Below are 25,921 nucleotides of genomic sequence, written 5' to 3' on the forward strand. Positions count from 1 at the left end.
GGGCTTGGAAAAAGGGACTTGGGAAAAGGGGTCAGGGGGTTTCGACCGCGCTGCGCAGGGCGGGTGCCGCCTGCGAGACGGGGCCGGGAGCGGCCGCCCCGCCACGGGCGGGGGCAGGGGCCGGCGCCTCTCCGGTGCCGGCCTTGGCGGGCGAGACCTGCACGACGTCGCCCGGAAGCAGCACGGAGGTCAGGCTGGCCCGGAACGTCACCGCCCGGTCGCGCAGGGTCCGCGTCACCTCGACGGCCCAGCCGGTAGCCTCGGTGCCGCCGTCGGAGGCAGCAAGCCGCCGGGCGCGGCTCTCCAAGAGGTCGCGGGCGATGGGCAGGCTCGCCTCCGTCTCCAGCAATTGCTGCCGGGTGGCCTGAAGGTCGGCCACGACCCGGCGGCGATGGCCGTTCTCGGTGTCGCGCTGGCGTAGGGTCATTTCGCCGGTGGCGGTGCCGTTGCGGGCGAGTTCCGCGTCGATCCGGGCGAGTTCCGCCCGCACCCGGGCGTTCTCCCGCTGCCGGTCCACCATGATCGTCTGCAGGCCGTGACCGTTATCGGTCAGCCGCGCATAGTTGCGGACCTGGGCCTCGGTCAGCTTCACCTGCTCCTCGATCAGGGACCGCTGCTGGGTCAGCGACGTCCGCTCGGTCTCCAGCCGCTCGACCTGCTGGCGCATCAGACCGATTTCGCTCCGCTCCGTCTCGCGCTGGAGCGAGAAGATCTCCTGCTCGCCGCGCAGCAGCGCCGTCGCCTCCGGACCGATCAGCTCGTCTGAGACGAAGCTTGCGCGTCCGTCGCGCTGGGCCTCCAGCCGAAGCTGCCGGGCGCGCTGGGCGAGCCGGGCGAGTTCCAGGCTCCGCAGACGCTCGCGCGCGGTCAGCACCTCGCCCTTGAGTTCGGTGATCGAGCGGTCGCCGACCCGCCCGCCGCCGGCGAGCGCCACCGCGCCGAGCACGGTGAGGCCGTAGCGGTAGGTGTAGCTGCCGGGCGAGCGCACCTCGCCGAGCACGTAGACCGGCTTCATCTCGGACAGCCGCAGGCTGACGGTGGCCGAGCGCAGGTAACCGTCGTTGAGTCGGGTGCGCACCAGGGTCTCGGCCTGCTCGGACGACAGCCCGGCGACCCGGACGCGCCCGACCATCGGCAGGTTTAGGTCGCCCACCGCATCGACCACGTACTCGCCGGTCAGGTCTGTCTGGCCGAAGACGACCATCGTCACCTTGTCGCCGCTCGACAGCAGCAGCGCGGTCTCGGCGGAGGGCTCCGGCAAGGCCTCCGGAGCCTGCGCCTCGGCGGCCAGGGGGGCGCTCGCGAGAAGGAGCACGAGGCCCGAGCCGAGCATGGCGCCGAGCGCTGCGCGGCGCCCCTCGCCGTCCCGAAACCGCAATGTCCTGAAATCGAGCATGCCTTCGCCTCTCGGGCCGCTTGCAGTCCGCTTGCCGGGCGCCGGCCGGCGACGCGGCCGTTCGGGAGACTTGCCCGCTCGGCCGGTACCCCGGCGGTGCCTGCCCGAAGCCTTCCGTGCTCGAGGGAGCGCCGGGGAGAAGCGGGAGGCGGCCGGGCTGTCGTGACGCCCTGTTTGAATGCCAGAGCTCCTCTCCGTTGGCTCTGGCTATTCGGTCACCTGAGGGTTCGCGACCGGGTTAGTCCGACGGGGCCGGTTGCGGCGCCGCGGCGCGGTTGGGAACCGATTCCGCGCGCGCCGCTTGGCCCACGGCAAGAACGGGCCTCACGCCTCCCGATCGCGGTAGACCGCCTTCGCACGCAGGACGTCGCGTCTTCCTCGAAACAGCAATGCCGCACCCGATCAAGGTCTTCTAAGCTGGGATCGACCGACAATTGGAGACGTCGAGCGATGAAGAAGCGTATCCTCGTGACGGGTGGAGCCGGATTTGTCGGCAGCCACCTGTGCGATCGACTGGTGGCGCAGGGGCATGACGTGCTCGCGGTCGATAATTTCTACACGGGCGACCGGGCGAACCTGGCAGGGCACCTGAGCAACCCGCGCTTCGAGGTCATGCGGCACGACGTGACCTTCCCGCTCCATGTCGAGGTGGACGAAATCTACAATCTCGCCTGCCCCGCCTCACCGATCCACTATCAGCGCGACCCGGTACAGACCACGAAGACGAGCGTGATCGGCGCCATCAACATGCTCGGGCTCGCCAAGCGGCTCGGCATCCCGATCCTCCAGGCCTCCACCAGCGAGATCTACGGCGATCCGGACGTGCACCCGCAGCCGGAGGATTATCGCGGCCTCGTCAGCGTCAGCGGCCCGCGCGCCTGCTACGACGAGGGCAAGCGCTGCGCCGAGACCCTGTTCTTCGACTACCAGCGTCGGCACGGCGTGCAGATCCGCGTGGCGCGCATCTTCAACACCTACGGGCCGCGGATGAACCGCGACGACGGCCGGGTCGTCTCGAACTTCGTGGTGCAGGCGCTGCGGGGCGAGCCGATCACCCTCTACGGCGACGGCCGCCAGACCCGCGCCTTCTGCTTCGTCGACGACCTCGTCGAGGGGCTGATGCGCCTGATGAACGTCGATGGCACGCTCGACGGCGCGGTCAATCTCGGCAACCCGACCGAGGTGACCATCGCCGAGATCGCCGGGCGGATCATCGCGCTCACCGGCTCGCGCTCGGAGATCGTCTACCGCCCGCTGCCGCAGGACGACCCGCGCCAGCGCTGCCCCGACATCACCCGGGCGAAGGCGATGCTGCACTGGACCCCGAAGGTCGATCTCGACGAGGGGCTGACGCGGACGATCGGCTACTTCGAGGCGCTGCTCTCGGCCTCCGGCTCGAGCGTGACGCCGTTCGAGCCGGCATTGCCCGAACTCGCGAAGACCGGCTCATGAGCGTGCCCCTCCCCCGCGTTCCGATCCTGGGGGTGCCGGTCAGCGCGATCACCCTGGACGACGCGGTGATGGCGGTCGAGGACTGGATCCTCGGCCGCCAGCGCCATTACGTCTGCATCACCGGCGCCCACGGCGTCATCGAGTGCCAGACGGATCGCGCCTTGCGCGCGATCCACGAGGGCGCCGGCCTCGTCACGCCGGACGGGATGCCGCTGGTCTTCATGGCGCGCCGACTCGGCTTCCCGCACACGCAGCGGGTCTACGGACCCGACCTCATGCGCGCGCTCACGGCCCTGTCCGCCCGCAAGGGCTACCGGCAATACTACTTCGGGGGCGGCTCCGGCCTGCCCGAGCGGCTGGCCGCGCGGCTGACGGAGCAGTTCCCCGACCTGCCCGTCGCCGGCAGCTTCTCGCCCCCCTTCCGCCCGGCCACGCCGGAGGAGGACGAGGCGATCATCGCGCGCATCAACGCGGCGGCGCCCGACATCCTGTGGGTGGGCCTCAGCACCCCGAAGCAGGAATACTGGATGGCGCGCCACCGCGACCGGCTCGATGTGCCGGTCATGGTCGGCGTCGGCGCGGCCTTCGACTTCCTCGCCGGCACCAAGCGTCAGGCGCCGGCCTGGATGCAGCGGCGCGGGCTCGAATGGGCCTTCCGCCTCGGCACCGAACCGCGCCGGCTGTCGCGCCGCTACGGGCGGATCGTGCCCGAATTCATGCTGCGCGCCGCGTTCCAGCTCCTGAACGCGCCGTCGCGACCGCGCCGATCGTTCTAGAAACCGTCCCCGAGAGGGACGCTCTTCCAAAGAAACAATACCCGGCAATAACTTGACGCCCTCCGCGGATGGGGAGACTCGTGAGAGACAGGAGCTACCTGCGGTTTCCGGCTGATTGCTTCGGGCACCGTTGGCTCCCCTCTCCCCGCACGCGGGGAGAGGGCTTCATGCCCCCTCGTCGGGGCATGAAGCGAGGCGGCAGCCGAAGGTGAGGGGGCGCTTCAGGAACAGCCTCCTCCGGCGCGCCCCCTCACCTCCGCTTCGGCTTCCCGCAGGCACGGCAGGGTGCCTCCGGGACTCTTCCCGCACGCGGGGAAAGGGGGGATCCGCACGCCCCGAAGCGATCAACCGGTCACCGCATCAGCCCCTGTCCGGAGACGTGGCCCGATCCGACACGATCGGGCCACGTCTCCGGCTGTCATCATTCAAGGGGCTTTCTCATGCCGATATCGCGAGCAGCGGGGCTCTTGCGGGGCACCCGGCACGCGCTCCATCAGGCTCTCTTTCGACGTGCCGGGCTCCACTTGGTCGCGCAGCGCCCCAAAGGATTACCGTAGCGCGAAAGTATGATCGCCCATCGAGAAGATATGCTTAGACCGCCCTCGAAATAAGAATGGAAGCGCCAAAGCAGAAAAGGCGTCACACCCATGTCGAAGAGCGCAGTTGTTACCGGGGCCGGCGGTTTCATTGGTGGACATCTGGTGACGTACCTGCGTCGCCACGGCTATCACGTCCGCGGCGTCGATATTAAATACCCCGATTTCGGGCACAGCGACGCCGACGAGTTCATGCTCGCCGATCTGCGGTCCTTGGAGGAATGCCGCGAGGCGGTGAAGGGCGTCGACGAAGTCTACAATCTCGCAGCCGACATGGGCGGGATCGGCTACATCTCCGGCGCACACGCCTCGATCACGTTCAACAACACGATGATCAGCGCGCAGATGCTGAAGGCCGCCTTCGACGCACGGGTCGAGCGGTTCCTGTTCTCCTCCTCGGCCTGCGTCTACCCGCAGCACCTGCAGGACGTGCCGAGCGTGATCCCGCTCAAGGAGGAGGATGCCTTCCCGGCGGCTCCGGAGGAGGGCTACGGCCTGGAGAAGCTCTACACGGAGAAGCTCTGCCAGTACTTCACCGAGGATTACGGCTTCCCGACCCGCTCCGTCCGCTTTCACAACGTCTACGGGCCGCTCGGCACCTATGACGGCGGCAAGGAGAAGGCGCCCGCCGCGCTCTGCCGCAAGATCGCGCGCACGCCCGACGGCGGCACGATCGACATCTGGGGCGACGGCCAGCAGACCCGCTCGTTCATGTATGTCGACGACTGCGTCGAGGGCATCTACCGCATCATGCAGTCGGACCATCACGGGCCGCTCAACCTCGGCACGGATGAACTCGTCAGCATCAGCGGCCTCGTCGATCTCGTGGCCGAAGTCTCCGGCAAGACGATCCACAAGTCGTTCGACCTGAGCAAGCCGCAGGGCGTGCGCGGGCGCAACAGCGACAACACCCGCCTGCGCGAGGTTCTGGGCTGGGAGCCCGGCATCCACCTGCGCGAGGGCCTGCAGCCGACCTACCGCTGGATCGACGAGCAGATCCGGGAGGTCCAGGCCCAGGCGGCACAGGCGGACACCGCCCCCCGGCAGGCCGCCGAGTAAGCGCGGGCCGATCCCGCGCCTTCCGCCCGCCCCTCCCGCCCGTCACGCAGCACGAGCGAGCCCATGCCGGACGTCGATGTCGCAAATACCGGCCTCGTGCCGTCCGGCGGAGCCGGCTGGCAAGGGCGCCTGCAAGTCCGCCTGAAAGAGCGTCTCAAGGAGCGTCTCGGACCCACCCGGTCCGGACGCGCCGAGACGATCGCCGAAGCGCGGCGCCGGATCGTCACCGGCGCCCTGCTCGGCGGCGATGTCGTCGCCGTGCTGGCCGCCTGCGGGGGAAGCCTGCTCGTGATGGCAGCAGCCGGAGCGGCCTCCGGCCTCGCGCCGGCCCTGCTGATCGGCTGGTGCGCCCTGCAGATCGGCACCCTGGCCCTGTGCGGCCTCTACGAGCCGATCGAGGCGGAGCCGATCGAGCGGCTGCGCCGCCGCGGGCTGGCCGCCGCCCTCGCCTTCGCCGCCGCCGTCCTGGTCGGCGGCGGGCCCTGGTCCTGGCCGTGGTCCTGGACCGCCACCGGGATCGCCGCCCTCCTCGCCATCCCGCTCGGGCACTACGCGGAGGGGTTCGTGCGTGCGCGTCTCGTCCGGCGGGGCATGTGGGGGGCGGCGACCATCGTCTACGGCGAGGGCGCCGCCGAACTCGCCCGCAGCCTCGCCGCACGGCCGGAACTCGGGCTCAGACCGATCGGCATCGTCCGGAACGCCGATCAAACCGTCGAGCCCTTCCGCACCAACCTGCCGCCGGGGCCGGCGGAGGACGCCGAGCGGGCGGCCGAGCGCATGGCGAGCCTGCTGGACGCAGCCGAGGTCGCCATCTGCACGCCCGGCGAGCGCGAGCCCGCCCGCTTCGCCTGGCTCATCCGCCACCCGTTCCGGCAGGTGCTCGTGGCCCACCACGCGCCGGAGGTGGAGACCGTGCGCCTCCAGACCCGCTGCCTCGGTCCCGTGGTCGGGCTCGTCGTGCGCCGGGCGATCTTCCTGCCGCACAACCTGCGCCTCAAGCGCGCGCTCGATCTTGCCGTGACGGTGCCGGCCCTTCTCGTGTTCGGGCCGCTGATCGGCGTGCTGGCGCTTGGCGTGAAGATCGCCGATCCGGGCCCGGCCTTCTACGTCCAGCCCCGCGTCGGGCGGGATGGCCGCACCATCCGCGTGTACAAGCTGCGCAGCATGTTCCGCGACGCGGAGGCGCGGCTCGCCGATCATCTGGCCGCCGACGAGGCCGCCCGGCGCGAATGGGACCGGTTCTGCAAGCTGCGCGACGACCCCCGCGTCCTGCCCGGCATCGGCGGCTTCATCCGCCGCACCAGCCTCGACGAGTTGCCCCAACTCCTCAACGTGCTGCGCGGCGACATGAGCGTGGTCGGGCCCCGCCCCTTCCCCGCCTACCACACCGAGCGGTTCGGCCCGGCCTTCCAGGCGCTGCGGGTGAGCGTGCCGCCGGGCCTGACCGGCCTGTGGCAGATCTCGGCCCGCAGCGACGGCGACCTCACGGTCCAGGAGCAGCAGGACAGCTTCTACATCCGCAACTGGTCGATCTGGACCGACCTGTACATCCTCCTCGAGACGGTGCCGGCGGTGCTCACCGCCAAAGGCGCCCGCTGACGAGGGGCCTGCCGGCCCCTCCTCCCCTCGCGACGCGCTCCCCTTCTTCGATCCCGACGCAGGCGTGACCCATGGATCCGTTCCACGAAGCCGACCCGCCCGGCGGCGGGCGATCGCTGACCTCCCACTACGAGGCGGTCACCGGGCACGCCCTCGCGGTGCTCTGGCGGCGCCGGCTGATGATCGCCTCGGTCGCCGGATTGTCGGCGCTGGCGGCCGGAGCCGCCTCGCTCGCCCTGCCGCCGAGCTACACCGCCGAGGTGCTGCTCCAGTTCGATTTCGGCCAGACCCAGGACGTGCGCGGGACCGGCAAGTCCGGCCCGCAGATCGCTCTGGAGCCAGCCTCGGTCGTCGAGAGCGAGGCGCGGATCATCCGCTCCTTCGCCATCGCGCAATCCGTGGCGGGCCGGCTCGAGGAAGCCGGGCAAGCCAAGCAGGCGGCACAGGCGGGGCAGGCCGCCAAGGAGGCATCCGCGGGATGGGTCGGTTCCCTGCGGCAAGCCCTCGAGAATCGGGTTCAGGCCGCGCTGCCCGCCCTCCCCGGCACCCATTCGGAAGATACCGCGCAGCAGGAGACCGAGCGGGACGCCCAGGCCCAGCGGCTCCTGCGCGGGCTCACCGTCGGCAACGACGCCAAGGCCTACCTGATCACGATCGGCTACCGCGACCGCGATCCGAAGCGGGCGGCGGAGACCGCCAACACCTTCGCCACCGAGTACCTCGCCCGCAAGATGCAGGCGGCCTCGCTCGCCACCGAGCGAGCGAGCCGCTGGTACGCCGAGCAGATCGGGGTCTCCCGCGGCGAACTCGCCCGCCTGGACAGCGAGATCGACGCCTTCCGCAAGCGCACGGGCTTCGTCGAGTCGGTGCGCGAGGGCGTGGATCTGCGCGAGCAGCAATTGCGCGACGCCCTGACCGAACTCTCCAGCGCCTCGGCCAAGCGGCTGGCGGAGGAGGCGCGGCTGCAGCGCGCCGGGGACGTGATGCGCTTCGGCGGCGTGCCGAACGCCAGCGACACGACGATCTCGCCGGTGATCCAGCAGATGCTGGCCGACGACAGCAAGCTGCGCCAGGAGCTTGAGCAACTCACCGCCGTCTCCGGCGACAACCATCCTAGCGTGCTGCGCCTCAAAGCCTCGATCGCCGCGCTCCAGCAGCGGCTGCAGCTCCGCATGGCCGAGGTGCTGAAGCTGGTGGAGGTCGATCTCGGCGCCGCCCGCGGGCTCGAAGCCTCGGCCGAGGCACGGGTCACGACGGTCCGCCGCTCGCTCATCGAGAGCAAGGCGCTCGAATCGAAGCTGCGCGCCCTCCAGGCCGACGCGACGGCCGCCCGCGACCGCCTGCGCGTCCTCGATGAAGGCTACCAGACCGCCAACGCGCTGAGCGAACTCAAGCCGGTGATGGCGCAGATGCTGGCGCCGGCCAAGGTGCCGACCCTGCCCACCGGGCCCGGCCTCGGCCTCGTGCTCGGCCTCGGCCTGTTCGCCGGGGCCGGTGCCGGCTCGGTGCTGGCGCTCGGACTCGACCGCCGCGACCGGGGCTACCGCAGCCAGGGCGAGATGGAGGCCGAGACCGGCCTGCCCTGCCTCGCGCTGCTGCCGAACCGGCCGGCGGGTGCGCAATCGGGCGAGCGCCTGGAGCAGGATCTCGTCTTCCGCGAGGCCGTGCGGGCAGCCGTGGCCGAACTCGTCGCGGTGCGCGAGCCGCTCAAGGTCGTCCTCGTCACCTCCGCGATGCCCGGCGAGGGGAAATCCGTCGTCGCCCGCTCGGTGGCACGCTCGCTCGCCGCGATGGGGCGCCGGGTGCTGATCCTCGACGGCTCGCCTCGCCGCGCGGCGATCGAGGACGCCCGCCACGGCAATCTTGGCCACGAGACGCCCGCCGACGACGAGGAGGCGGAGGGCCGCATCTCGACCATCCGCCGCGTTTCCGGCCTCAAGGACGGGCACGACATCTACGCCGAGCCGACCTTCGGCATGCTCGTGCGGGAGGCGCGCGAGCGCTACGACATCATCCTCGTCGAGGTGCCCCCGGTGCTGCTGCTGGGCGACGTGGCGCTCCTACGGCAGCACGCCGACGCCGTGGTCCATGTCGTGGCGTGGCACGGCACGCAGAAGGCCGCGGTCACGGCTAGCCTCGCCTACATGCACCGGCTCGGCCTGACGGTCGCCGGGCTCGTCCTGAACAAGGTCGATCTGAAGCGCCACCACGGCCGCGCCGCCGATCGCGGCACGCTCTACCGCGACTTCTCGCACTACTACCGGAACAGCGCGTAATGGGCGCGCAATCCGCAGCAAGCCCAGGGGCGGCGATCCTCGTAAGCGCGGGAACCTTCGCCTGCGCGGCCTGCGGCTCCCCCGCCGTCACTTGGCCGGCGGACCCGACCGCCGAGGCGGCCATCGCCTGCGGCGGCTGCGCCCGGCCGCTGGGCACGCTCGCCGCGTTCCGGGCCGGGATCGAGCGGGTCCTGGCCGCCCATCGCTGCCACGGGCACGGCCAGGGCGTCGATGCTTTCCCACCCACGGCCTCATCCTAAGGTGCTGCGAAGCAACCTCGAAGGATCTTCCGGAGCCCGCGCGATCCCTGGAAGATCCTTCGAGGGCCGCTGACGCGGCCCCCTCAGGATGAGGCGGAGGGATGGATCTTGCCGCCTCACCGGGCGGACATCGCGGTCAGACGAACAGGATGTGGCCCGCGCTCAGCTCGGCCTTCTGAGTGTCGGCGAGCCAGAGCGTGTCCGATCCTGAGCGGATCGCGACATCGGTGCCGACATTCTGCGCCGCGGCCAGGACGGCATCGAACGAGCCGAACATCGACCGGCTGATCTCGATCGCGTCGGGGGCGGAGCCGCCGGTCTCGAAATCCTCGACCCAATCGGTGCCGTTGCCGGCCTTGAACGCGAACCGGTCGGCTCCGGCCCCGCCCCAGAGATGATCGGTGCCGCTGCCGCCGTCGAGCCGGTCGTTGCCGGACCCGCCGTAGAGGCGGTCGTCGCCGGCGAGCCCATTGAGCGTGTCGTTTCCGCCCATCCCGTCGAGGTCGTCGGCGGCGTTCGATCCGGTCATCGTCTCGGCCCCGGCGGTGCCGTCGCGGTTGAGGCTGGTGCCGGAGGGTGAAGCGGCGACCGCGGGCGATGCCGGGCTGTTGCCCGTGACGGCCCCGGCGACGGCGCCGACCGTGCCCGCGACCCAATCGAACACATTGTGGATCGGCGTCATCGGCGTCGCCGAGGGCGCCGACGACACGTCCGCGCCGGCCGAGGACGGGCCCCAGGCGATGTTGTTGGCCACCGCCGGGTCGGTGTAGGTCGAGTCGAGGATCGACACGTCGTCGCCGGTCGCGTTCCAGATGACGGCGTTGGACAGGGGATCACCCCGGCCCTGGTCGTCGGCGATGTTGTCGAAGGAGCGGGTATCGATGAAGGTCACGTCGTCCGAATAGGACGAGAAACCGCCATTGCCCATGTGGATCACGTCGACGTTCTGGACGTGGCCGCCTTGGGACTCGCCCTCGAACATCACCCCGACGCCGCTCGGCGAGTTGTTGCCGTCGATGACGCCGTTGCTGATCGAGACGTTGGGACTGTCGATGATCGAGACGTTGTCCTCGACATGCGAGCCGTTCGGATCGTTGCTAACGGCAAAGTTCGAGAGGCTGCCATCCGGTGATTGGTAGAACTGGACGAACTGGCCCGACGGATAGAGCCCGTGGAAGTCGTGCCCCTCGATGTGGGAGAGCGTCGCACCGGGCGATTGACCGAGATAGATGCCGGTCCCGCTGTCCTGCAAGGTTACGTGCGAGGCGGTGAAGTCGGGCGCATTGACGACCCGAATGCCCGTGGCCTCGCCGGCCAGGCCCTGGTTGCCGTCGGGCGGGTCGGAATTGACGATCAGGCTGTTCTCGACGGTGACGCCGCTGGAATCCTCGACGACGATGCCGTTGCCGTCAGCGTGATGAATGGTGACGTTGCGGATGACGACGTTGTCGTGCTCGACGCGGATGGCGTCGCCGTCGGAGACCCAGAGATCCAGATTTTCGATGACCTGTCCGTCATGCGTCGTACGGATGGGGGTGCTGCTGGTGGTCAAACCCGTGGGCATATTGGCTCCATTTGTTAATATTACAACAAAATCAACAAATATATGAATAGAATCAGTGGATCGACCTAGCAAATCTGCAACGCAATCAATCTGCGCTAGGCCATGAGGCCTACTCGGCCCGGGAAGTCATTAACAGCAAAGCTTTTAGCCACGGCATCGCAGCTCGATATTTCTCGCAGCGCACAACCGGTGTGACCATATGGCCACGCTTGTTCGGGCGGCGGGGGATTCGCTGGCGCGGCAATGCCGGTCGCGGCCGCGGAGGATCCCGCGGCCGCGACCGGCCAATGCTCCAGCTTCTTGTTTTTGCATCATCTTTTTCCGAAAGCCGGCGGCCACCTTTCGGGACGATGCTCTGGCCCCGCGAAACCTCCAGTGACCGATGCGCCTCCCTTCGGAGGCGACGGCGCACCGGACGCTTCGCGAGAATTTCTCAGACGAACAGGAAGTCGCCGGCCGAGAGCTGCGCCTTGTGGATGTCGGCGAGCCACAGCGTGTCGGCGCCCGAGGTGATGGCGACATCCGAGCCGACATCGTGGGCCGCGGAGAGCAGGGCGTTGAAGGAACTGAACATCGCCTTGCTCACTTCGACGACGTCCTGTGCGGTGCCGCGCAGTTGGAAGTCCTCGACCCAGTCGGTGCCGTTGCCGGCCTTGAACACGAAGTGGTCCGCGCCGGCGCCGCCCCAGAGGTGGTCGGTGCCGCTGCCGCCGTCGAGCCGGTCGTTGCCGGCCCCGCCGTAGAGGCGGTCGTCGCCGGCCATCCCCTTGAGCGTGTCGTTGCCGCCCCGCCCGTCGAGGTCGTCGGCGAAGCGCGAGCCGGTGATCGTGTCGGCGGCCGCCGTGCCGTCCCGGTCGAGTCCCGTGCCGGCCGGTGCCGGGCTGGCGGCCGGAGCAGTCGGGGTCGGGGCAGGCGCCGGAGGCGCAGCCGGCGCACTGCCCGGCACCGTCCCGTCGAACACGTTGTGGATCGGCGTCATCGGCGTGGCCGAGGGCGCGGCCGACACGTCCGCGCCGGCCGAGGAGGTGCCCCAGACGATGTTGTTGGGAACCCCAGGATCCGTGTAGGTCGAGTCTTCGATCGTGACGTTGTGCCCGCTCGTGTTCCAGATCAGCCCGTTCGACAGCGACACGCCGCGGCCCTGATCACCGGCATCGTTGTCGAAGGAGCGGGTGTCGACGAAGGACACGTCGTCCGAGTAGGACGAGAAGCCGCCGTTGCTCATGTGGATCACGTCGACGTTCTGGACGTGGCCACCCTGCGAATTCCCCTCGAACATCACGCCGGCACCGCTCGGCGAGTTGTTGCCGTCGATCACGCCGTTGGCGATCGAGACGTTCCGGCTGTCGATGATCGAGACGTTGTCCTCGACATGCGAGTGGCCCGGATCGTTGGTGACGGCGAAGTCCGAGAGACTGCCATTCGGCGACTGGTAGAACTGAACGAGCTGACCGCCGGGGAACGGCCCGTGGAAGTTGTGGCCCTCGATGTAGGAGAGCTTCGCGTTCGGGGATTGGCCGAGATAGATGCCGGTTCCGCTGTCCCGCAGGGTCACATGCGAAGCGGTGAAGCCGGACGCGTTGACGACCCGGATGCCGGTGGTCTCCGCATCGGTCTCGCCGCCGTTGCCCGTGGGCGGGTCGGAATTGACGATGAGGCTGTTCTGGACTGTGACGCCGCTGACGTCCTCGACAACGATGCCGTTGCCGTCGGCGTGGTGGATGGTGACGTTGCGGATGACGACGTTGTCGTGATCGACCCGGATGGCGTCGCCGTCGGAGACCCAGAGATCCAGATTTTCGATAACCTGTCCGTTGTACGTCGTGCGGATGGGGGTGGTGCTATAGGTTTGGCCCGTAGGCATGACGGCTCCTTGAGATGCGGTGATCGCAACGGAGCGGGCCTAACGAATGTTAAGGGGCAGATCGATTACGTAAATCTGCAACGTACCCCGTGAGGACTAATCCCCCCGAGGTATCGACACGCGAAAATGGTTCAGCTCAATGCTGTTTTCTTAGCGAGCTTTGTCAGAAATTTTCTGACAGACGAACGATTTGTTGCCTAACGGCCACGTTTGCTCGCCCGGCCTGGGTTTCGCCGGGCCGGCTGCCTGCAAATCCCCCTTCCTGGAGCGTGCCTTAACTACGGTCTTCGGTTGGCTGGTGCAGCCCTCTCCCCGCGCACGACGAGAGGGCCGCACCCATAACCGAGGTGATTCGCTGGAAACGTGATCACATGCCCCTTCGGCAGGTGTGTTCAAATGGTCTGGTTGTAGGCGCCCACCTCGGGATGCTGGCGCAGCACCCCGTCCACCGCCGCGAACATCTCGCGCAGCCGCGCCTCCGAGACCGGGCTCTCCACCACCACCACGAGTTCCGGCTTGTTCGAGGAGGCCCGCACCAACCCCCAGGTGCCGTCGGCGGTGGTCACGCGCACGCCGTTGACCGTGACGAGACTGGTGATCGGATGGCCGCCGACCGGCTCGCCCGAGGCCTGGAGCGCCCGGAACCGCTCGGTCACCGCATCGACCACGCCGTACTTCACCTCGTCGGCGCAATGCGGCGACATGGTCGGCGAGCCCCAGGTCTTCGGCAGCGCCCGGTAGAGGTCGGCCATGGTCTGCCCCGGATTGCGGTCGAGCATCTCGATCACCGCGATCGCGGTCAGCAGGCCGTCGTCGTAGCCGCGGCCGACCGGCGCGTTGAAGAAGAAGTGGCCCGACTTCTCGAAGCCGGCCAGCGCCGAGAGCTCGTTGACGCGGCGCTTGATGTAGGAGTGGCCGGTCTTCCAGTAATCGGTGCGCACGCCGCGGGCCTGCAGCTCGGGGTCGGCAGCGTAGAGGCCGGTCGATTTCACATCGACCACGAAGGTCGCGTTCGGGTGCAGCTTGGACAGGTCGCGGGCCAGCATGACGCCGATCTTGTCGGCGAAGATCTCCTCGCCCTCGTCATCGACCACGCCGCAGCGGTCGCCGTCGCCGTCGAAGCCGAGGCCGACATCCGCACCGGTCTCGCGCACCTTGTCGGCGATGGCGTGCAGCATCGCCATGTCCTCGGGATTGGGGTTGTAGCGCGGGAAGGAATGGTCCGGCTCCACGTCGAGCGGGATCACCTCGATCCCGAGCCGCTCCAGGAGTGCGGGGGCGAAGGCGCCGGCCGTGCCGTTGCCGCAGGCGGCCACGACCTTCAGCTTGCGGGTGACGGGTTTGGCGCGCGCCACGAGGTCGTCGAGATAGACCTGAGCGAAGTCGGAGACGAATTCGTAGGCGCCGCCGTCGCGGTACCGGAACGCGCCCGTGGTGACGATCTCCTTGAGGCGGCCCATCTCGTCGGGGCCGAAGGTCATGGGCCGCTCGGCGCCCATCTTCACGCCGGTCCAGCCGTTGTCGTTGTGCGAGGCGGTGACCATGGCGACACAGGGACAATCGAGGGCGAACTGGCCGAAATAGGCCATCGGCGAGAGCGCGAGCCCGATATCCTTCACCCGCAGGCCCGCCGCCTGCATCCCGGCGATCAGCGCGAGCTTGATCGAGGACGAGTAGCTGCGAAAGTCATGGCCGGTGACGATGTCGGGGCGCACGCCGCGCTCATAGATCAGCGTGCCGAGGCCGAGGCCGAGCGCCTGGACACCCATCAGGTTGATCTCCCCCGGGAACAGCCAGCGGGCGTCGTACTCGCGAAAGCCGGTGGGCTTGACCATCGGCAACTGCTCGAACGTGAAGGTATTGGGCTCGAGCTTCGGAACGGGCGTGGGAAAGGCCTTGGAGGTATCGACGGACATGACGGACCTTTCGCGAGGGCGACGGCGGCCGAGAGGCCGCACGCCGCCGGAAGGGAAGCCGGAAATCGGTTGAGAGTTTAGACCAAGAGGCCGTCTTGAGCCGAGGCGGGATTGACCTTCCACACCTCGATCGCCGCCACGGTCGGGTTCTCCGCTGCCCCCTGCCAGAAGGCGAGGTCGAGCGTCCCGTCGGTGACCGAGACCGTCCGCGTCAGGGTCGTCGCGGTGGCCCCGGCGGCCGCCGCGGCCCAGATATCGTAGTTGGCGATCGCGGTGCCCTCGATGCCGATGTTGAACTGGCGCTGGCCCGCCCCGCTGAGGCCGCCCGGATCGTCGGGTTGGTTGTAGATCTCGGCGAAGTGCAGGATCACCTCGTAGGAGCCGGAGGCTAGGGCGCTGCCATCCGCGTTCTTGACGGCGTAGCCGAAGCGCCCGTCGTCGGCATCCGTGGTCGAGGCGCTGGCCCAGCCGAAGCGCTGGTTCTGGTAGAGCGCGTCGTCGGTGGTGCCGGCGATCGGATCGACGTCGGAATAGGTCGCGTTCCCGTCCTGGCCGGCGAGGTAGAAGCGGTGGGGGGTGGCCGCCGTGTCGGCCTCGAACACCGTCCCGTCCGCACGAGTATGGGCCGCCCCGCCGGAATTGATGGCCATGACGAGGGTGTCGCCACCGGGCGTCACGTCGATGGTGAAGGCGTGCGAGGCGGCGGCGTTGGTGTTGGCCGCCGGGCTTGCGTCGGCGATCTCGCCGGCCTTGACGGTCGCGGTGTATTGGCCGTCGGCCCAGCCGCCGTTCGGGGCAGCGACGAGGTAGGTGGCGGTGGCCGAGGTCGCGCTGGTCGCCACCTTCGATTGCAGGCTGACCGCCCCGGCCGCACCGGCTCCCGTCACCGCGAGGTCGGCCCCCGTGATGCTGGCGAGGTTGATGCCCGAGGCGTCGTTGTAGACCACCGTCACGCTGGCCCCACCCGTGCCGGAGGCGGGAGCGTCGACGGTGAAGGCACCGATGCTCGGCCCGGTCGTGTCGGTGCTGCCCGTGGCCTGACGTACGATGATGCCGCTGAGCTTGGCGTTGTCGATGCCGTTGGCAAATTGCAGGTCGAGCGTGCCGTTGGCACCCGCCGCGATCGGACCCGAGACGTAGCTGTAGGGCGTGTTGAAGTTGCCGGTCTGGGCCAGGATGTCGAGGTCGTTGAGGAGGGTCTGGCCCTCCAGCGACACGTCGAACACGCGCTGGCCCGGATTGCTCCACCACAACTCGCCGAAGCGCAGCTCGACGGTGTAGGCCTGGCTCGTGCTAGCGACCGGGATCGCGTAGCTGAAATTGCCGTAGCGCTCGGTCTGGTAGACGGTGTTGGTGAAGACCGATTGCAGGCCGTTGCCGCCGGTGCCGTCGATGAAGGTGGCGCCGCCGGTAAAGTACTGGTCGGCCGAGAAGCTGATCCCGTCCTGGATCAGCGCCCCGCCGCCCGCATTGATCGCCGCGACGATCCCGCCCGCGCTGCTGGTCTGGACCGAGAAGAGCTGCGAGGCCGCGAGGTTGGTGTTGCCCGCCGGGCTCGCATCCGCCACCTCGCCGGTCTTGACGGTGGCGGTGTACTGGCCGTTGGTCCAGCCACCCGTAGGGGCGGCGACGATGTAGGTGGCGGTGGCCGAGGTGGCGCCCGTGCTCGTCTTGGATTGCAGGCTGATGGCGCCGATCGCGCCGGGGCCCGTCACCGCGATGTCGGCCGCGGTGATGCTGGCGAGGTTGATGCCCGAGGCGTCGTTGTAGACCACCGTGACGCTGGCGCTCGCGTCTCCCGCCACGGGCGCCTGGACCGTGAAGGGCCCCACCGTCGGCTTGGTCATGTCGGTGCCGCCGCCCCCGCTCGCTTGGCGCACGACGATGCCGCTGAGCTTGGCGTTGTCGATGCCGTTGGCGAATTGCAGGTCGAGCGTGCCGTTGGCACCCGCCGTGATCGGCCCCGAGACGTAGGTGTAGGGCGTGTTGAAATTGCCGGTCTGGGCCAGGATGTCGAGGTCGTTGAGGATGGTCTGGCCTTCGAGCGTGACGTCGAACACCCGCTGGCCCGGATTGCTCCACCACAGCTCGCCGAAGCGCAGTTCGACCGTGTAGGCCTGGCTCGTGCTGGCCACCGGGATCGCGTAGCTGAAATTGCCGTAGCGTTCGGTCTGGTAGACGGTGTTGGTGAAAGCCGATTGCAGGCCGTTGCCGCCGGCCATGTCGATGAAGGTGGCGCCGCCGGTAAAGTACTGGTCGGCCTCGAAACCGATCCCGTCCTGCGTCAGCGCCCCGCCGCCGGCATTGATCGCGGCGACCACCGGGTTCGTCGTGCCCGATTTGGCGGTCGTCGTGATGGTGATCCCGTCGAAATCCGCCGTGAAGGGCTCGCCGTCGTTGGAGGTGGCGAGCAGGCCCACCGCCATCCCGCTGGCCTTGCCGCCGACGGTGTAGTCGCCCTGGATCGCCTTCAAGAGCGCGCTGCCGCTCGGCACGCTCAGGCTGGTGCCGGCGGTGAAGCTGGTGTTCGCGTCGGTGGCGGAAGAGACCGCCCCGGTGCCGAAGCGCCAGTAGGGCGTCACCGTGTTGGTCTCGAGGTTCACGGCAAGGCGCAGTTGCACCCAGCTCGCGCTCGTCGCGCTCAGGAGCGCGTTGTTGGTCACCGCCGCGGTCTGCGCGACGCCGAGATTCTCCATCGAGGTCTCGAAGATCGCGCTCGTATACTTGCCCCCGGCGCTCTCGCCGCGCCCGCCGAGCACCAGCTTGATGAAGTTGTCCTGGTCGCCCGTGCCGATCTGAAGTCCCGCCGAGGGGAAGCCGCCGTTGCTCGTGGCGTTCGGAATCCAGTTCGACATCGTCATGGTGACGTTGGCGGTGGCCACGCTGTCGTCGAAGGTGACGCCGGCTTGGAGCGCGTCCCTGAGGGTGTTGTTCCCTTCCGTGAAGTCGCCCTCCTGCACGTTCTTCAACTGGATGACGCCGCCCGCGCCGCCCGCGATGATATTGGCCGAGGTATAGAGGCCGCCGTCGAGGAACGGGTCGAGCCCGTTGATCATCGCGCCGGTGAGCCCGCTGCCGCCGAAGGTGCCGGGGATCGAGCCGGATTCGAAATTGAACACGATCGTTTCGCCGCCCGAGATCACGTCCGTGCCGGCCGTGCCGTTGTCGGGATCGAGGGCGAAGGGGTCGAGCGTGTTGTTAATCCCGTCGCCGTCGAGGTCGAGGTTCTGCGGGTTGGTCGGTCCCGGCGTCAGCACCTTGATGTTGCCGTCGGCCAGCGTCGTCACCCAGACGGTGCCGGCGAACGGCTTGCCGTCGCCGACCGCGTCGATGCCGAGCGGGGCGCCGCCGCCCATCGGCACGACCTGCTTGCCCGCCGCCACGATCTGGCCGGCGGCGCCGATGGTGGTGTCGACCCCGCCCGAGGCGTTGCGCGGGATGATGTGGAGGTAGCCCGCCAGATCGGTGACGAGGATCGCGCCCTTGATGCTCGTGGTGCCGCCGTCGGCCGTCGCCCAGGTGGTCGAGGCGGTGTATTCGGCCAGCCCGTTGAGCGAGCCCTGGCCGGTATCCAGCGCCCCGTCGCTGATGCCGCCTTCGAAGAACACGCTCTCGCGCGGGTCGGCGGTGCCGGCCGGGATCACCGAGTCGAAGTCGGCGGGCAGGCCGGCGCTGCCCTGAGGAAGGAAGGTCGCCCCCGTGACGCCCGCCCCCGGCGTCAGAATCCAGCCGGCCTGGCCCCCTACCGCCCGCACGAGGTTGGGGTGGCCGCCGTAATAGCCCTCCCCCGTGATCTCGTGGAGCTGGTCGTAGTTGAGCCGCTTGGTGCCGCCATCGAGATCGGGGGTGTTGAGCGGGATCTGGTTCTGGTTCGTGACGACGTTGCCGTTGGCATCCGACGGGCGCCCGCCCCAGCCGTTGTTGGCGCCGTTGTCGTAGGTGAACATCTTGCCGTCGGAGGTCAGCAGCACGTCGTAGGCGTTGCGATAGCCGGGCGAGTAGATCTGCACCGGGCTGTCGGCGGTGATCTTGGCCATGTTGAACCCGTCGCGGCCCCCGAACGGGCCGCTGACGTCCGAGCCGTCCGGGTTCTCGTTGCCCGCTGTCCCGTTGTTGGGGCGGTAGGGGTCGTCGAGGGTCGGCAGGTCGTAGAGGTAGGGGTTGAGCCCGTTCGGGTTCTTCAGCGTCATGGCGTCGAGCGCCGTGAGATCGACCTTGAGCACGGCCGCCGCGTAGGCGAATTCCGGCAAGCCGGCGAAGTTGTTGGAGGGTGCGCCGGCATTGGTGTTGCCGCCCACCGCCACGTAGAGCGTCTTGCCGTCGGGCGAGATCGCCATGCCGTTGGCGGAGTGGTTCTCCTCCGAGCGGGGCAGGCCGCGCACGAGATCGACCTTCTTCCACGTGTCGGTCGCGGAATCGAAGGTGAGCCGCGAGATGATCGATGAGTTGGTGTCGAGATTCGTGTCCTCGCCGCCATTGCCGGCGCCGATGCGGGGATCGCTCGACGTGACGTAGAGGACTGGGTTGTCGGCGGTGCCGGTGACGAGGATGCCGGTGACCTGCCGCTCCTTCAGGCTCGCATTCAGCGTGCCGTCGTCGTTGTGGTTCGGCAGGTTCAGGATGAGGTCGATCGATTCCGTCTGGGTGACGACGTAGCCGTTGCCGTTCTGGGCGACCGTCAGGGCCTTGATGCTGCCGAACCGCTCGGCAACGTAGAGTCGCCCGTCCGGGCCCCATTGCAGAGCCGAGGCCAGCCCCGAGTAACCGGCAAGTGTCGACTGAGAAAACGTGACGTCGGCCATGGTCATCCCCCTCACGCCAGACTTGAGATCGGACTCAACATCAGACTTGGGGGCGACCGTATCCGCGCCCGATCCGGGCTTCATGCGCGCAGCGGTATTCCGCGGCGCTCTTCCGGGCTAGGGCGCTCTCCACCGAAGTGGATGCCGGTTCAGCGAAAGAGCAGGCCTCGGCACAAGGAGTAAGAGCCGCTCTCGATCGTACGGCGCCGGGAGCGGAGCATTCGAGCAGAGCTTAGAGCATCGTCCCGAAAGGTGGCCACCGGCTTTCGGAAAAAGACGATGCAAAAACAAGAACCTAGAGCGTCGTCCTGGATCCGATATCCAGGACGATCTAGCCGGCCATGCGCCGGACGATGCGTGGGTGCTGGATTCCGGGAAGGGCCGTCGCCTCGGGGATCGAGCCGTCACAGGTGGAAGAATACCCGAGCCGGGATCGCCCCGCGCCGGCCGATCCTCGCATCAGAGAGGACGGGCCGCTGTTCGCGCGGTCGGCAGCGGTCGGCATGGGCTCAGATGTAGTGGCGATAGACGATGGAGCGGGTCGCTTCCTCACCGTCGCGGTCGCGGTCGACATCCGCCGTCCGGCCGGACGAGAGGCCGACCATCGAGACGAGCGCGAGAGGAATCACCTTGGGCGAGAGGCGGACGAAACCGTGCACGGCGGAGGCCAAGCCCCGCGTGAACCGAAGCAGAAGCGTCATGCGCAGGATCTCCCTTCGCCGGTACGCGCCTCACGATGCCCCATCGGTGATGCCGCTTTGTGTCGGAAATCGGCAGGACGCCGCATCGGAGCGCCGCCGCCCGATCCAGCGGGCGGCGATGTCGTGCGTCAGGATGCGGGACGAAGACGTCCGAACGCCCAGGCGCCGAACGCAAGGGCCCCCACGGGGGCAATCAGAAGAGCCATTACCGTCAACACGCTTGTCATTGGGGGCCGGTCTCCATCGTCGAAACTGTTCGCCCCCCGATCACTCGGAACCGTGGAGCCGTTGCAGGCTCCTTACATGAAATATGGTTCATGACATAGGCGGGGCACATCACTATTGCGCAAGATCGTGTGCCGCGCTTCGGTCCGTGCCCGTCACTTCGTCGCGGCGTCCCCATCGGATGCGCTTGAGGGCTCTGGTCCGGCCAAACGACCACAGGCCAGGGCGGGGCGCGCGATCCATCCGGCACATGTCCCGATCCGACACAAACACGGTGGCATCCCGCTCGCACCGGGGGCCGGTATCGTATCGGATGAGGTTTCGATGTTTCCCAAACTCGTCGGATCCGCCGCGCTCCTCGCGGCCGGATCCGTGGTCCTTCATAGCTGGGATGCGCCGCGCTGGGTGATCATCGCGCTGTGCGCGTTCAGCACCCTTGCGACCGTGCTGCTCCTCGCGCCCACTCTGGAGCAGACGATCGCTCCGGTCGCGGTGATGCCGGCCGACGAGCGATCCAAGGGCCCGGCTCCGGTCTTCGAGGGAATCTGGGATCCGATCGAGCGCCGGCAGGTCCTGAGCGAAGCGGGCCGAACGGATCTGTAGCTCGCCGTCCCGAGCATGTAATCCGAACCGGTGCGACCGATGCGGAACCGCAACAGACCAGAAGAATTTCGGACAGTAAAAATGATTGCGCACAAACTTAATCGAGCGCCCAAGTATTTGTACTTATAATAGTTATAAAACATAGATCTTGCATGCATCATTCGGTGTTTGTCATACGCGGGGCACAAATCATCGTGTCCTCTTAGGTTCTCATAACCTAGGTTAAAAGCGTACCGGAAAAGATGTTCGAAGATCGCGCCGTCTCCGCTCGGCCGGCTCCGCGTGCGGGCCGAGTCTTGCGCCTGCTCGCCTCGACATTCCTGTCGGGAACGGCCCTGTTCGGCTTCGCCGTGCCGGGCCTGGCACAGGATGCGGCCGGCGCCGTCGAGTTGTCCGAGTTGAGCGTGACCGGCGAAGGCCGCGGCGCCACGCTCGGCGGCGCGCTGTACGGCCCCGGCGGCGCCTCGGGCGCGGTGCCGGGCTACGTCGCCAGCCGCAGCACCGTCGCGACCAAGACCGACACCCCGATCCTCGAGACGGCCCAGTCGATCTCCGTCGTTGGCCGCAAGCAGATCCAGGATCAGAACGCGCTGACCATCAACCAAGCGCTGCGCTATACGCCGAGCGTCACCACCGAGCAGCGCGGCGGCGCGGGCTCGACCCGTCTGGAGCAGTTCTCCATTCGCGGCTTCACCGCGCCGGTCTTCCTCGACGGCCTGCCGCTTCCCGGGAGCCGCGACGCCTCGCCGACCATCGATCCCTTCCGGTTGGAGCGCGTCGACATCATCAAGGGACCCGCCTCCGTCCTGTACGGACAGTCGGGGCCGGGCGGCATCGTCAACCTCGTCTCCAAGGTGCCGCAATTCGTCCGTCACGGCGAGATCTTCGTGCAGGGCGGCGGCTTCAACGAGGTGCGTGGCGGCTTCGATGTCGGGGGCCCGGTCGGCGACGGCACCGGCGGCGTGGCCGACCAGTTCGCCTACCGCGTGATCGGCCTCGGCTGGAAGGGCGACGGGCCGGTAGTGACCACGGAGGTCGAGCGCTTCTTCATCAATCCGAGCCTCACATGGCGGCCCGACGCGGATACGCAGCTCACGGTCATCGGAAACTACCAGCGCGACCCGTTCTCGGGCTTCTATGGCGGCTTCCCGGCAATCGGCACGGTGTTCCCGCGCAATTTCGGCAACGGCGTGATCGGGCGCCTGCCGGTCGATTTCTACGACGGCGACCGCAACATCGAGCGCTCCGACCGCACCCAGGCCTCGGTCGGCTACCTGTTCGATCATCGCATCAACGAGCACCTGCGTTTCCACTCGGCAGGCCGTTACTTGCGCACGGAAGGTGACTATCGCAGCGTCTACGGCGCCTTCAACACGGTGACCGCGTCCACCGGACCGATCCTCGGCCGCTCGCAGGGGGGCACCCAGGTCGGCATCGACGCCTGGACGATGGACAACAACTTCGTGGCCAACTTCGAGACCGGTCCGGTGGCGCACACCGCCCTGCTCGGCGTCGATCACCGTACGTTCCGCACGCGCACGCTCGCGACCCCGTTCCCGCGCGCGCCCGACCTGAACGTGCTGTTCCCGAACTACGAGATGAACATCAACTTCCCGGCCTTCACCACGGAGGCGGCGATCACCGCCGAGCAGACCGGCGTCTACTTCCAGGACCAGATCAAGTTCGACCGGCTCGTCCTGACACTGGGCGGTCGCTACGACGTGGCCCGGCAGAGCGGCCCGACGCGTACGCTGGCCACCGGCGCGCTGGCGATCCAGAACGTCCCGGCCGATGCCTTCACGGGGCGGGCGAGCCTTCTCTACCTGTTCGACAACGGCATCGCGCCGTACGTCTCCTACAGCGAGGCGTTCGAGCCGATCACCGCCGGGCGCATCTTCGATCCGGCCTTTGGCACGATCGGCCGCATTCCGGAGCCGATCTCCAGCAACCAATACGAGGCCGGCATCAAGTACCAGCCCCCCGGCACCGACATCCTGCTGACCGCGGCGGCCTTCGATATCCGCCGCTCGAATGCGACGCAGCCGGACCCGAACCCGGAGCGGCGCAACTTCGTGGTCCAGACCGGCGAGGTCGGCGTCCAGGGTATCGAATTCGAGGCACGGGCCAACATCACCGAGAACCTGAACCTCATCGGCGGCTTCTCGATCCTCGATACCCGGAACGTCAGCGACATCACCCTCACGACCAACGAGCTGACCGGGCAGTCGGTGCCGCTCGCCGGCCGCCGGCCGGTGCAGGTGCCGGACTCCACCGCCTCGCTGTTCGTGGATTATCGCTTCACCGAAGGGCCACTGCTCGGACTCGGGGTCGGCGGCGGCGTCCGATACCTCGGCCCCTCCTGGGGTGATCCGGCCAACACCTTCAAGGTGCCGGCGAGCATTCTCGTCGATGCCCTGCTCACCTACGACCTGAGACACCTCGACGCGACGCTGCAGGGCTTCCAGCTCCAGGTGAACGCGCAGAACCTCCTCGACGAGCGCTACGTGACCGGTTGCTTCAGCTATCAAACCTGTTTCTACGGGTTGCCGCGCACGGTCTACGGTGCCTTGCGCTACCGCTGGTAGGAGGCCTTCGCATGGCGGCACAGGGCAGAACGACGGCGCTTGAGCGGGCCTCCGTGGCCGGCCGGGTCGTGCTGGCGGCGGGCGGGGGCTACGGCGTCGCGGCGCTGGCCACCGCGCTTCTGTCGCTAACCCTGCCGATGGCGCGCTCGGAGGCGGTGGCGACGGCGACGCTGCTCAGCTTCGCCGTGATGGCGGGCATCGTCGTCCTCGTCTTTTCGATGCGCACGCTGCTGCGGGCGCTCCTCACCGTGGCCGGCACGGCCGTCGTGCTGGGCGCCCTCCTCTGGCTGGCGATGGGAGGATCCACGCCATGAAGGGAAGCTTCCGCCAATCGATGGCGTGGCTGCACACGTGGTCCGGCCTGATCGTCGGCTGGGTGCTGTTCGCGATCTTCGTCACCGGCACCGCGAGCTACTACCGGCCGGACATCTCCCGCTGGATGCGCCCCGAATTCACGCAGGTCGAGCCGGTGGAGGCCGCCGCCCTCGGAGCAGCGGCAGAGCATGCGGTGGCCTATCTCGGCCAGCACGCGGCCAAGGCCCGGACGTGGTATGTCGGCCTGCCGCAACCCGACAATCCCGTGCTCGACCTGTTCTGGCGCACCCGGCCGGGCGAGCGTCCGGGCCATATCCTGCTCGATCCGCGCACCGGGGCCGAGTCCACCGTGCGCGACACGCAGGGCGGCGACTTCCTCTACCGCTTCCATTTCGAACTGCACATGCCGCCGCTCTGGGGGCGCTGGGTCGTCGGCCTCTGCGCGATGATCATGCTGGTGGCGCTGATCTCCGGCATCGTCACACACAAGCGGATCTTCGCCGACTTCTTCACCTTCCGCCGCGACAAGGCGCCCCGGCGCAGCTGGCTCGACGCCCACAACGTCACCGGCGTGCTGGCGCTGCCGTTCCACGTGATGATCACCTATACCGGGATCGTCACCCTCGCGACCTTCTACATGCCCTGGGGCGTGACCACCGCCTACAAGGGCAACAGCCAGACCTTCTTCACCGAGGCCAACTGGACCACCACCCCGCGCCCGCCCGCGAAGCAGGCCGCCGCGCTGGCGCCGCTCGGGCCGATCGTGGAGCGGGCGCTCGCGTCCCGGGCGGAGCCGCTGGAGCGGCTGATGATCGTCAATCCGGGCGACGCCAACGCCACCGTGGTCGCGGTGTTCGAGGAGCCGCACGGCCTCTCGCACGAGCATCCGCAGATCGCCTTCGACGGGGTGAGCGGCGAAATCCTCGAAGTCCGCGACGGTGGCCTCAAGCCCGCGGCCAAGACCTTCACGGTGATGACCGGCCTGCACGAGGCGCACTTCGCCGGCACCCTGCTGCGGCTGGTGTTCTTCCTGTGCGGGGTCATGGGCTGCGCCATGGTCGCCACCGGCGTCGTGCTCTGGTCGCTGGCGCGCCTGCCGAAGGCGGGGGAGCGGCCCTTCTTCGGCCTGCGGCTGGTCCAGGCGCTGAACGTCGGCAGCATCGCCGGCCTGCCGGCGGCCATCGCCTGCTTCTTCCTCGCCAACCGGCTCCTGCCCGTCGGTCTCGCCGGGCGCGAGGAGTGGGAGATCCGCGTCTTCTTCGGCGCCTGGATCGTCGCGGCCCTGGTGCCGCTCGTCCGTCCGCAGCGCCGGGCGTGGTGCGAGGGTCTGGCCGCCGTGTCGGTGCTGGGTCTCGCGGTGGTCGCGGCCGACATCGCGACGATCCCCGACCATCCCTTGCGACTGGGGGGCGGCGATCCGCTCTTCGCGTGGTTCGACGGGGCGATGCTGCTGCTGGCAGGCCTGTTCGCGCTCGCCGCCCGCAAGATCCTGCGCTACGAGGCGCCGAAGCGGGCCGCAAGGCCTGCCCAGGTTCCCGCCTCTCCCGCCCGCCAGACCGCGCGGCGCCCGGAGCCGACCCACGCATGACGCCCCTCGTCCTCGCCGTGAACCTTGGCTTGAGCTTCGCCGCGCTCGCTGCCCTCTGCCTCAGCCTGAACCGGCACCACACCGAGGTGTTCGACCGCAAGGCGGAGCGGGCGGCGGTGCTACGCCTGCGCCTCTTCGGCTGGGGCGCCATCGCGCTCTCCTTCGTCGTCGCCGGGCTTTGGGAGGGCTGGGCGTTCGGTCCCGTCCAGTGGATCGGCGCGCTGACCGGCGCGGCGCTCGGGCTGGTGCTGCTCCTGTCCTACCGGCCGCGCTACGTCGCCCCCGCCGCGCTCGCCGCCCTCGTCGCGGCCGCGCTGCCGCTCGCGGTTCTCGCCGTCGCCTGA

Annotated in this window: 17 protein-coding genes; 11 read left to right on the top strand and 6 right to left on the bottom strand. The window is 68.6% G+C overall.

The window, feature by feature from the left end; translation table 11 throughout:
* Positions 1 to 31 precede the first annotated feature (31 nt).
* Complete coding sequence (locus J2W78_RS08655) at positions 32 to 1,396, bottom strand: polysaccharide biosynthesis/export family protein (protein ID WP_253369759.1); 1,365 nt, start codon at positions 1,394 to 1,396, stop codon at positions 32 to 34.
* Between the two features lie 450 nt (positions 1,397 to 1,846).
* Between J2W78_RS08655 and J2W78_RS08660 the strand changes: the two genes are divergently transcribed.
* The 6 genes from J2W78_RS08660 to J2W78_RS08685 all read left to right on the top strand — a co-directional run bounded on the left by J2W78_RS08660 (position 1,847) and on the right by J2W78_RS08685 (position 9,414).
* A complete protein-coding gene (locus tag J2W78_RS08660) occupies positions 1,847 to 2,848 on the top strand; it encodes a UDP-glucuronic acid decarboxylase family protein (protein WP_253369761.1) in 1,002 nt (333 codons plus the stop codon).
* Entirely contained in the window at positions 2,845 to 3,624 is a 780-nt protein-coding gene (locus tag J2W78_RS08665; protein WP_253369763.1) for a WecB/TagA/CpsF family glycosyltransferase, read from the top strand. Before J2W78_RS08660 ends, J2W78_RS08665 begins: the two co-directional genes overlap by 4 nt.
* 647 nt (positions 3,625 to 4,271) lie before the next feature.
* On the top strand, positions 4,272 to 5,279 hold the full coding sequence (locus tag J2W78_RS08670; protein ID WP_253369765.1) for an NAD-dependent epimerase/dehydratase family protein: 1,008 nt from the start codon (positions 4,272 to 4,274) through the stop codon (positions 5,277 to 5,279).
* A 63-nt stretch (positions 5,280 to 5,342) separates the two neighbouring features.
* Complete coding sequence (locus J2W78_RS08675; RefSeq protein ID WP_253369767.1) at positions 5,343 to 6,878, top strand: exopolysaccharide biosynthesis polyprenyl glycosylphosphotransferase; 1,536 nt, start codon at positions 5,343 to 5,345, stop codon at positions 6,876 to 6,878.
* A 71-nt stretch (positions 6,879 to 6,949) separates the two neighbouring features.
* Positions 6,950 to 9,154: a GumC family protein gene (locus J2W78_RS08680; RefSeq protein WP_253369769.1), complete on the top strand. Its 2,205-nt coding sequence runs from the start codon at positions 6,950 to 6,952 to the stop codon at positions 9,152 to 9,154.
* Positions 9,154 to 9,414 carry a hypothetical protein gene (locus J2W78_RS08685; protein WP_253369771.1) on the top strand — a complete coding sequence of 87 codons (261 nt, stop codon included), beginning with the start codon at positions 9,154 to 9,156 and terminating at the stop codon, positions 9,412 to 9,414. Before J2W78_RS08680 ends, J2W78_RS08685 begins: the two co-directional genes overlap by 1 nt.
* Positions 9,415 to 9,550: 136 nt before the next feature.
* Here J2W78_RS08685 and J2W78_RS08690 read toward each other — a convergent pair whose 3' ends face one another.
* From J2W78_RS08690 to J2W78_RS08710, 5 genes are all read right to left on the bottom strand, one after another.
* Positions 9,551 to 10,978, bottom strand: coding sequence for a calcium-binding protein (locus J2W78_RS08690; protein WP_253369773.1), 1,428 nt, complete (start codon positions 10,976 to 10,978; stop codon positions 9,551 to 9,553).
* 433 nt (positions 10,979 to 11,411) lie between these two features.
* On the bottom strand, positions 11,412 to 12,842 hold the full coding sequence (locus J2W78_RS08695) for a calcium-binding protein (RefSeq protein WP_253369774.1): 1,431 nt from the start codon (positions 12,840 to 12,842) through the stop codon (positions 11,412 to 11,414).
* Between the two features lie 392 nt (positions 12,843 to 13,234).
* Positions 13,235 to 14,758, bottom strand: coding sequence for a phosphomannomutase/phosphoglucomutase (locus tag J2W78_RS08700; RefSeq protein WP_253369776.1), 1,524 nt, complete (start codon positions 14,756 to 14,758; stop codon positions 13,235 to 13,237).
* 77 nt (positions 14,759 to 14,835) lie between these two features.
* Entirely contained in the window at positions 14,836 to 19,560 is a 4,725-nt protein-coding gene (locus J2W78_RS08705; RefSeq protein ID WP_253369778.1) for a malectin domain-containing carbohydrate-binding protein, read from the bottom strand.
* A gap of 509 nt (positions 19,561 to 20,069) precedes the next feature.
* Positions 20,070 to 20,261, bottom strand: a complete 192-nt coding sequence (locus J2W78_RS08710) for a hypothetical protein (RefSeq protein WP_253369780.1) — start codon at positions 20,259 to 20,261, stop codon at positions 20,070 to 20,072.
* Between the two features lie 342 nt (positions 20,262 to 20,603).
* On the opposite strand from J2W78_RS08710, the gene J2W78_RS08715 reads away from it, so the two are divergent.
* The 5 genes from J2W78_RS08715 to J2W78_RS08735 all read left to right on the top strand — a co-directional run bounded on the left by J2W78_RS08715 (position 20,604) and on the right by J2W78_RS08735 (position 25,921).
* The gene (locus J2W78_RS08715; RefSeq protein WP_253369782.1) at positions 20,604 to 21,089 is read left to right on the top strand and encodes a hypothetical protein; all 486 of its coding nucleotides are present in this window, start codon (positions 20,604 to 20,606) and stop codon (positions 21,087 to 21,089) included.
* A 242-nt stretch (positions 21,090 to 21,331) separates the two neighbouring features.
* Complete coding sequence (locus tag J2W78_RS08720) at positions 21,332 to 23,674, top strand: TonB-dependent siderophore receptor (RefSeq protein WP_253369784.1); 2,343 nt, start codon at positions 21,332 to 21,334, stop codon at positions 23,672 to 23,674.
* Positions 23,675 to 23,685: 11 nt separating this feature from the next.
* A complete protein-coding gene (locus J2W78_RS08725) occupies positions 23,686 to 23,988 on the top strand; it encodes an iron transporter (protein WP_253369786.1) in 303 nt (100 codons plus the stop codon).
* Positions 23,985 to 25,577, top strand: a complete 1,593-nt coding sequence (locus J2W78_RS08730) for a PepSY-associated TM helix domain-containing protein (protein ID WP_253369788.1) — start codon at positions 23,985 to 23,987, stop codon at positions 25,575 to 25,577. The genes J2W78_RS08725 and J2W78_RS08730 overlap by 4 nt, the downstream gene beginning before the upstream one ends.
* Positions 25,574 to 25,921, top strand: a complete 348-nt coding sequence (locus J2W78_RS08735) for a DUF3325 domain-containing protein (protein WP_253369789.1) — start codon at positions 25,574 to 25,576, stop codon at positions 25,919 to 25,921. Before J2W78_RS08730 ends, J2W78_RS08735 begins: the two co-directional genes overlap by 4 nt.

Origin of the sequence: Methylorubrum extorquens, from assembly GCF_024169925.1 — a bacterium.
GTDB classification, from domain to species: Bacteria; Pseudomonadota; Alphaproteobacteria; order Rhizobiales; family Beijerinckiaceae; genus Methylobacterium; species Methylobacterium extorquens_A.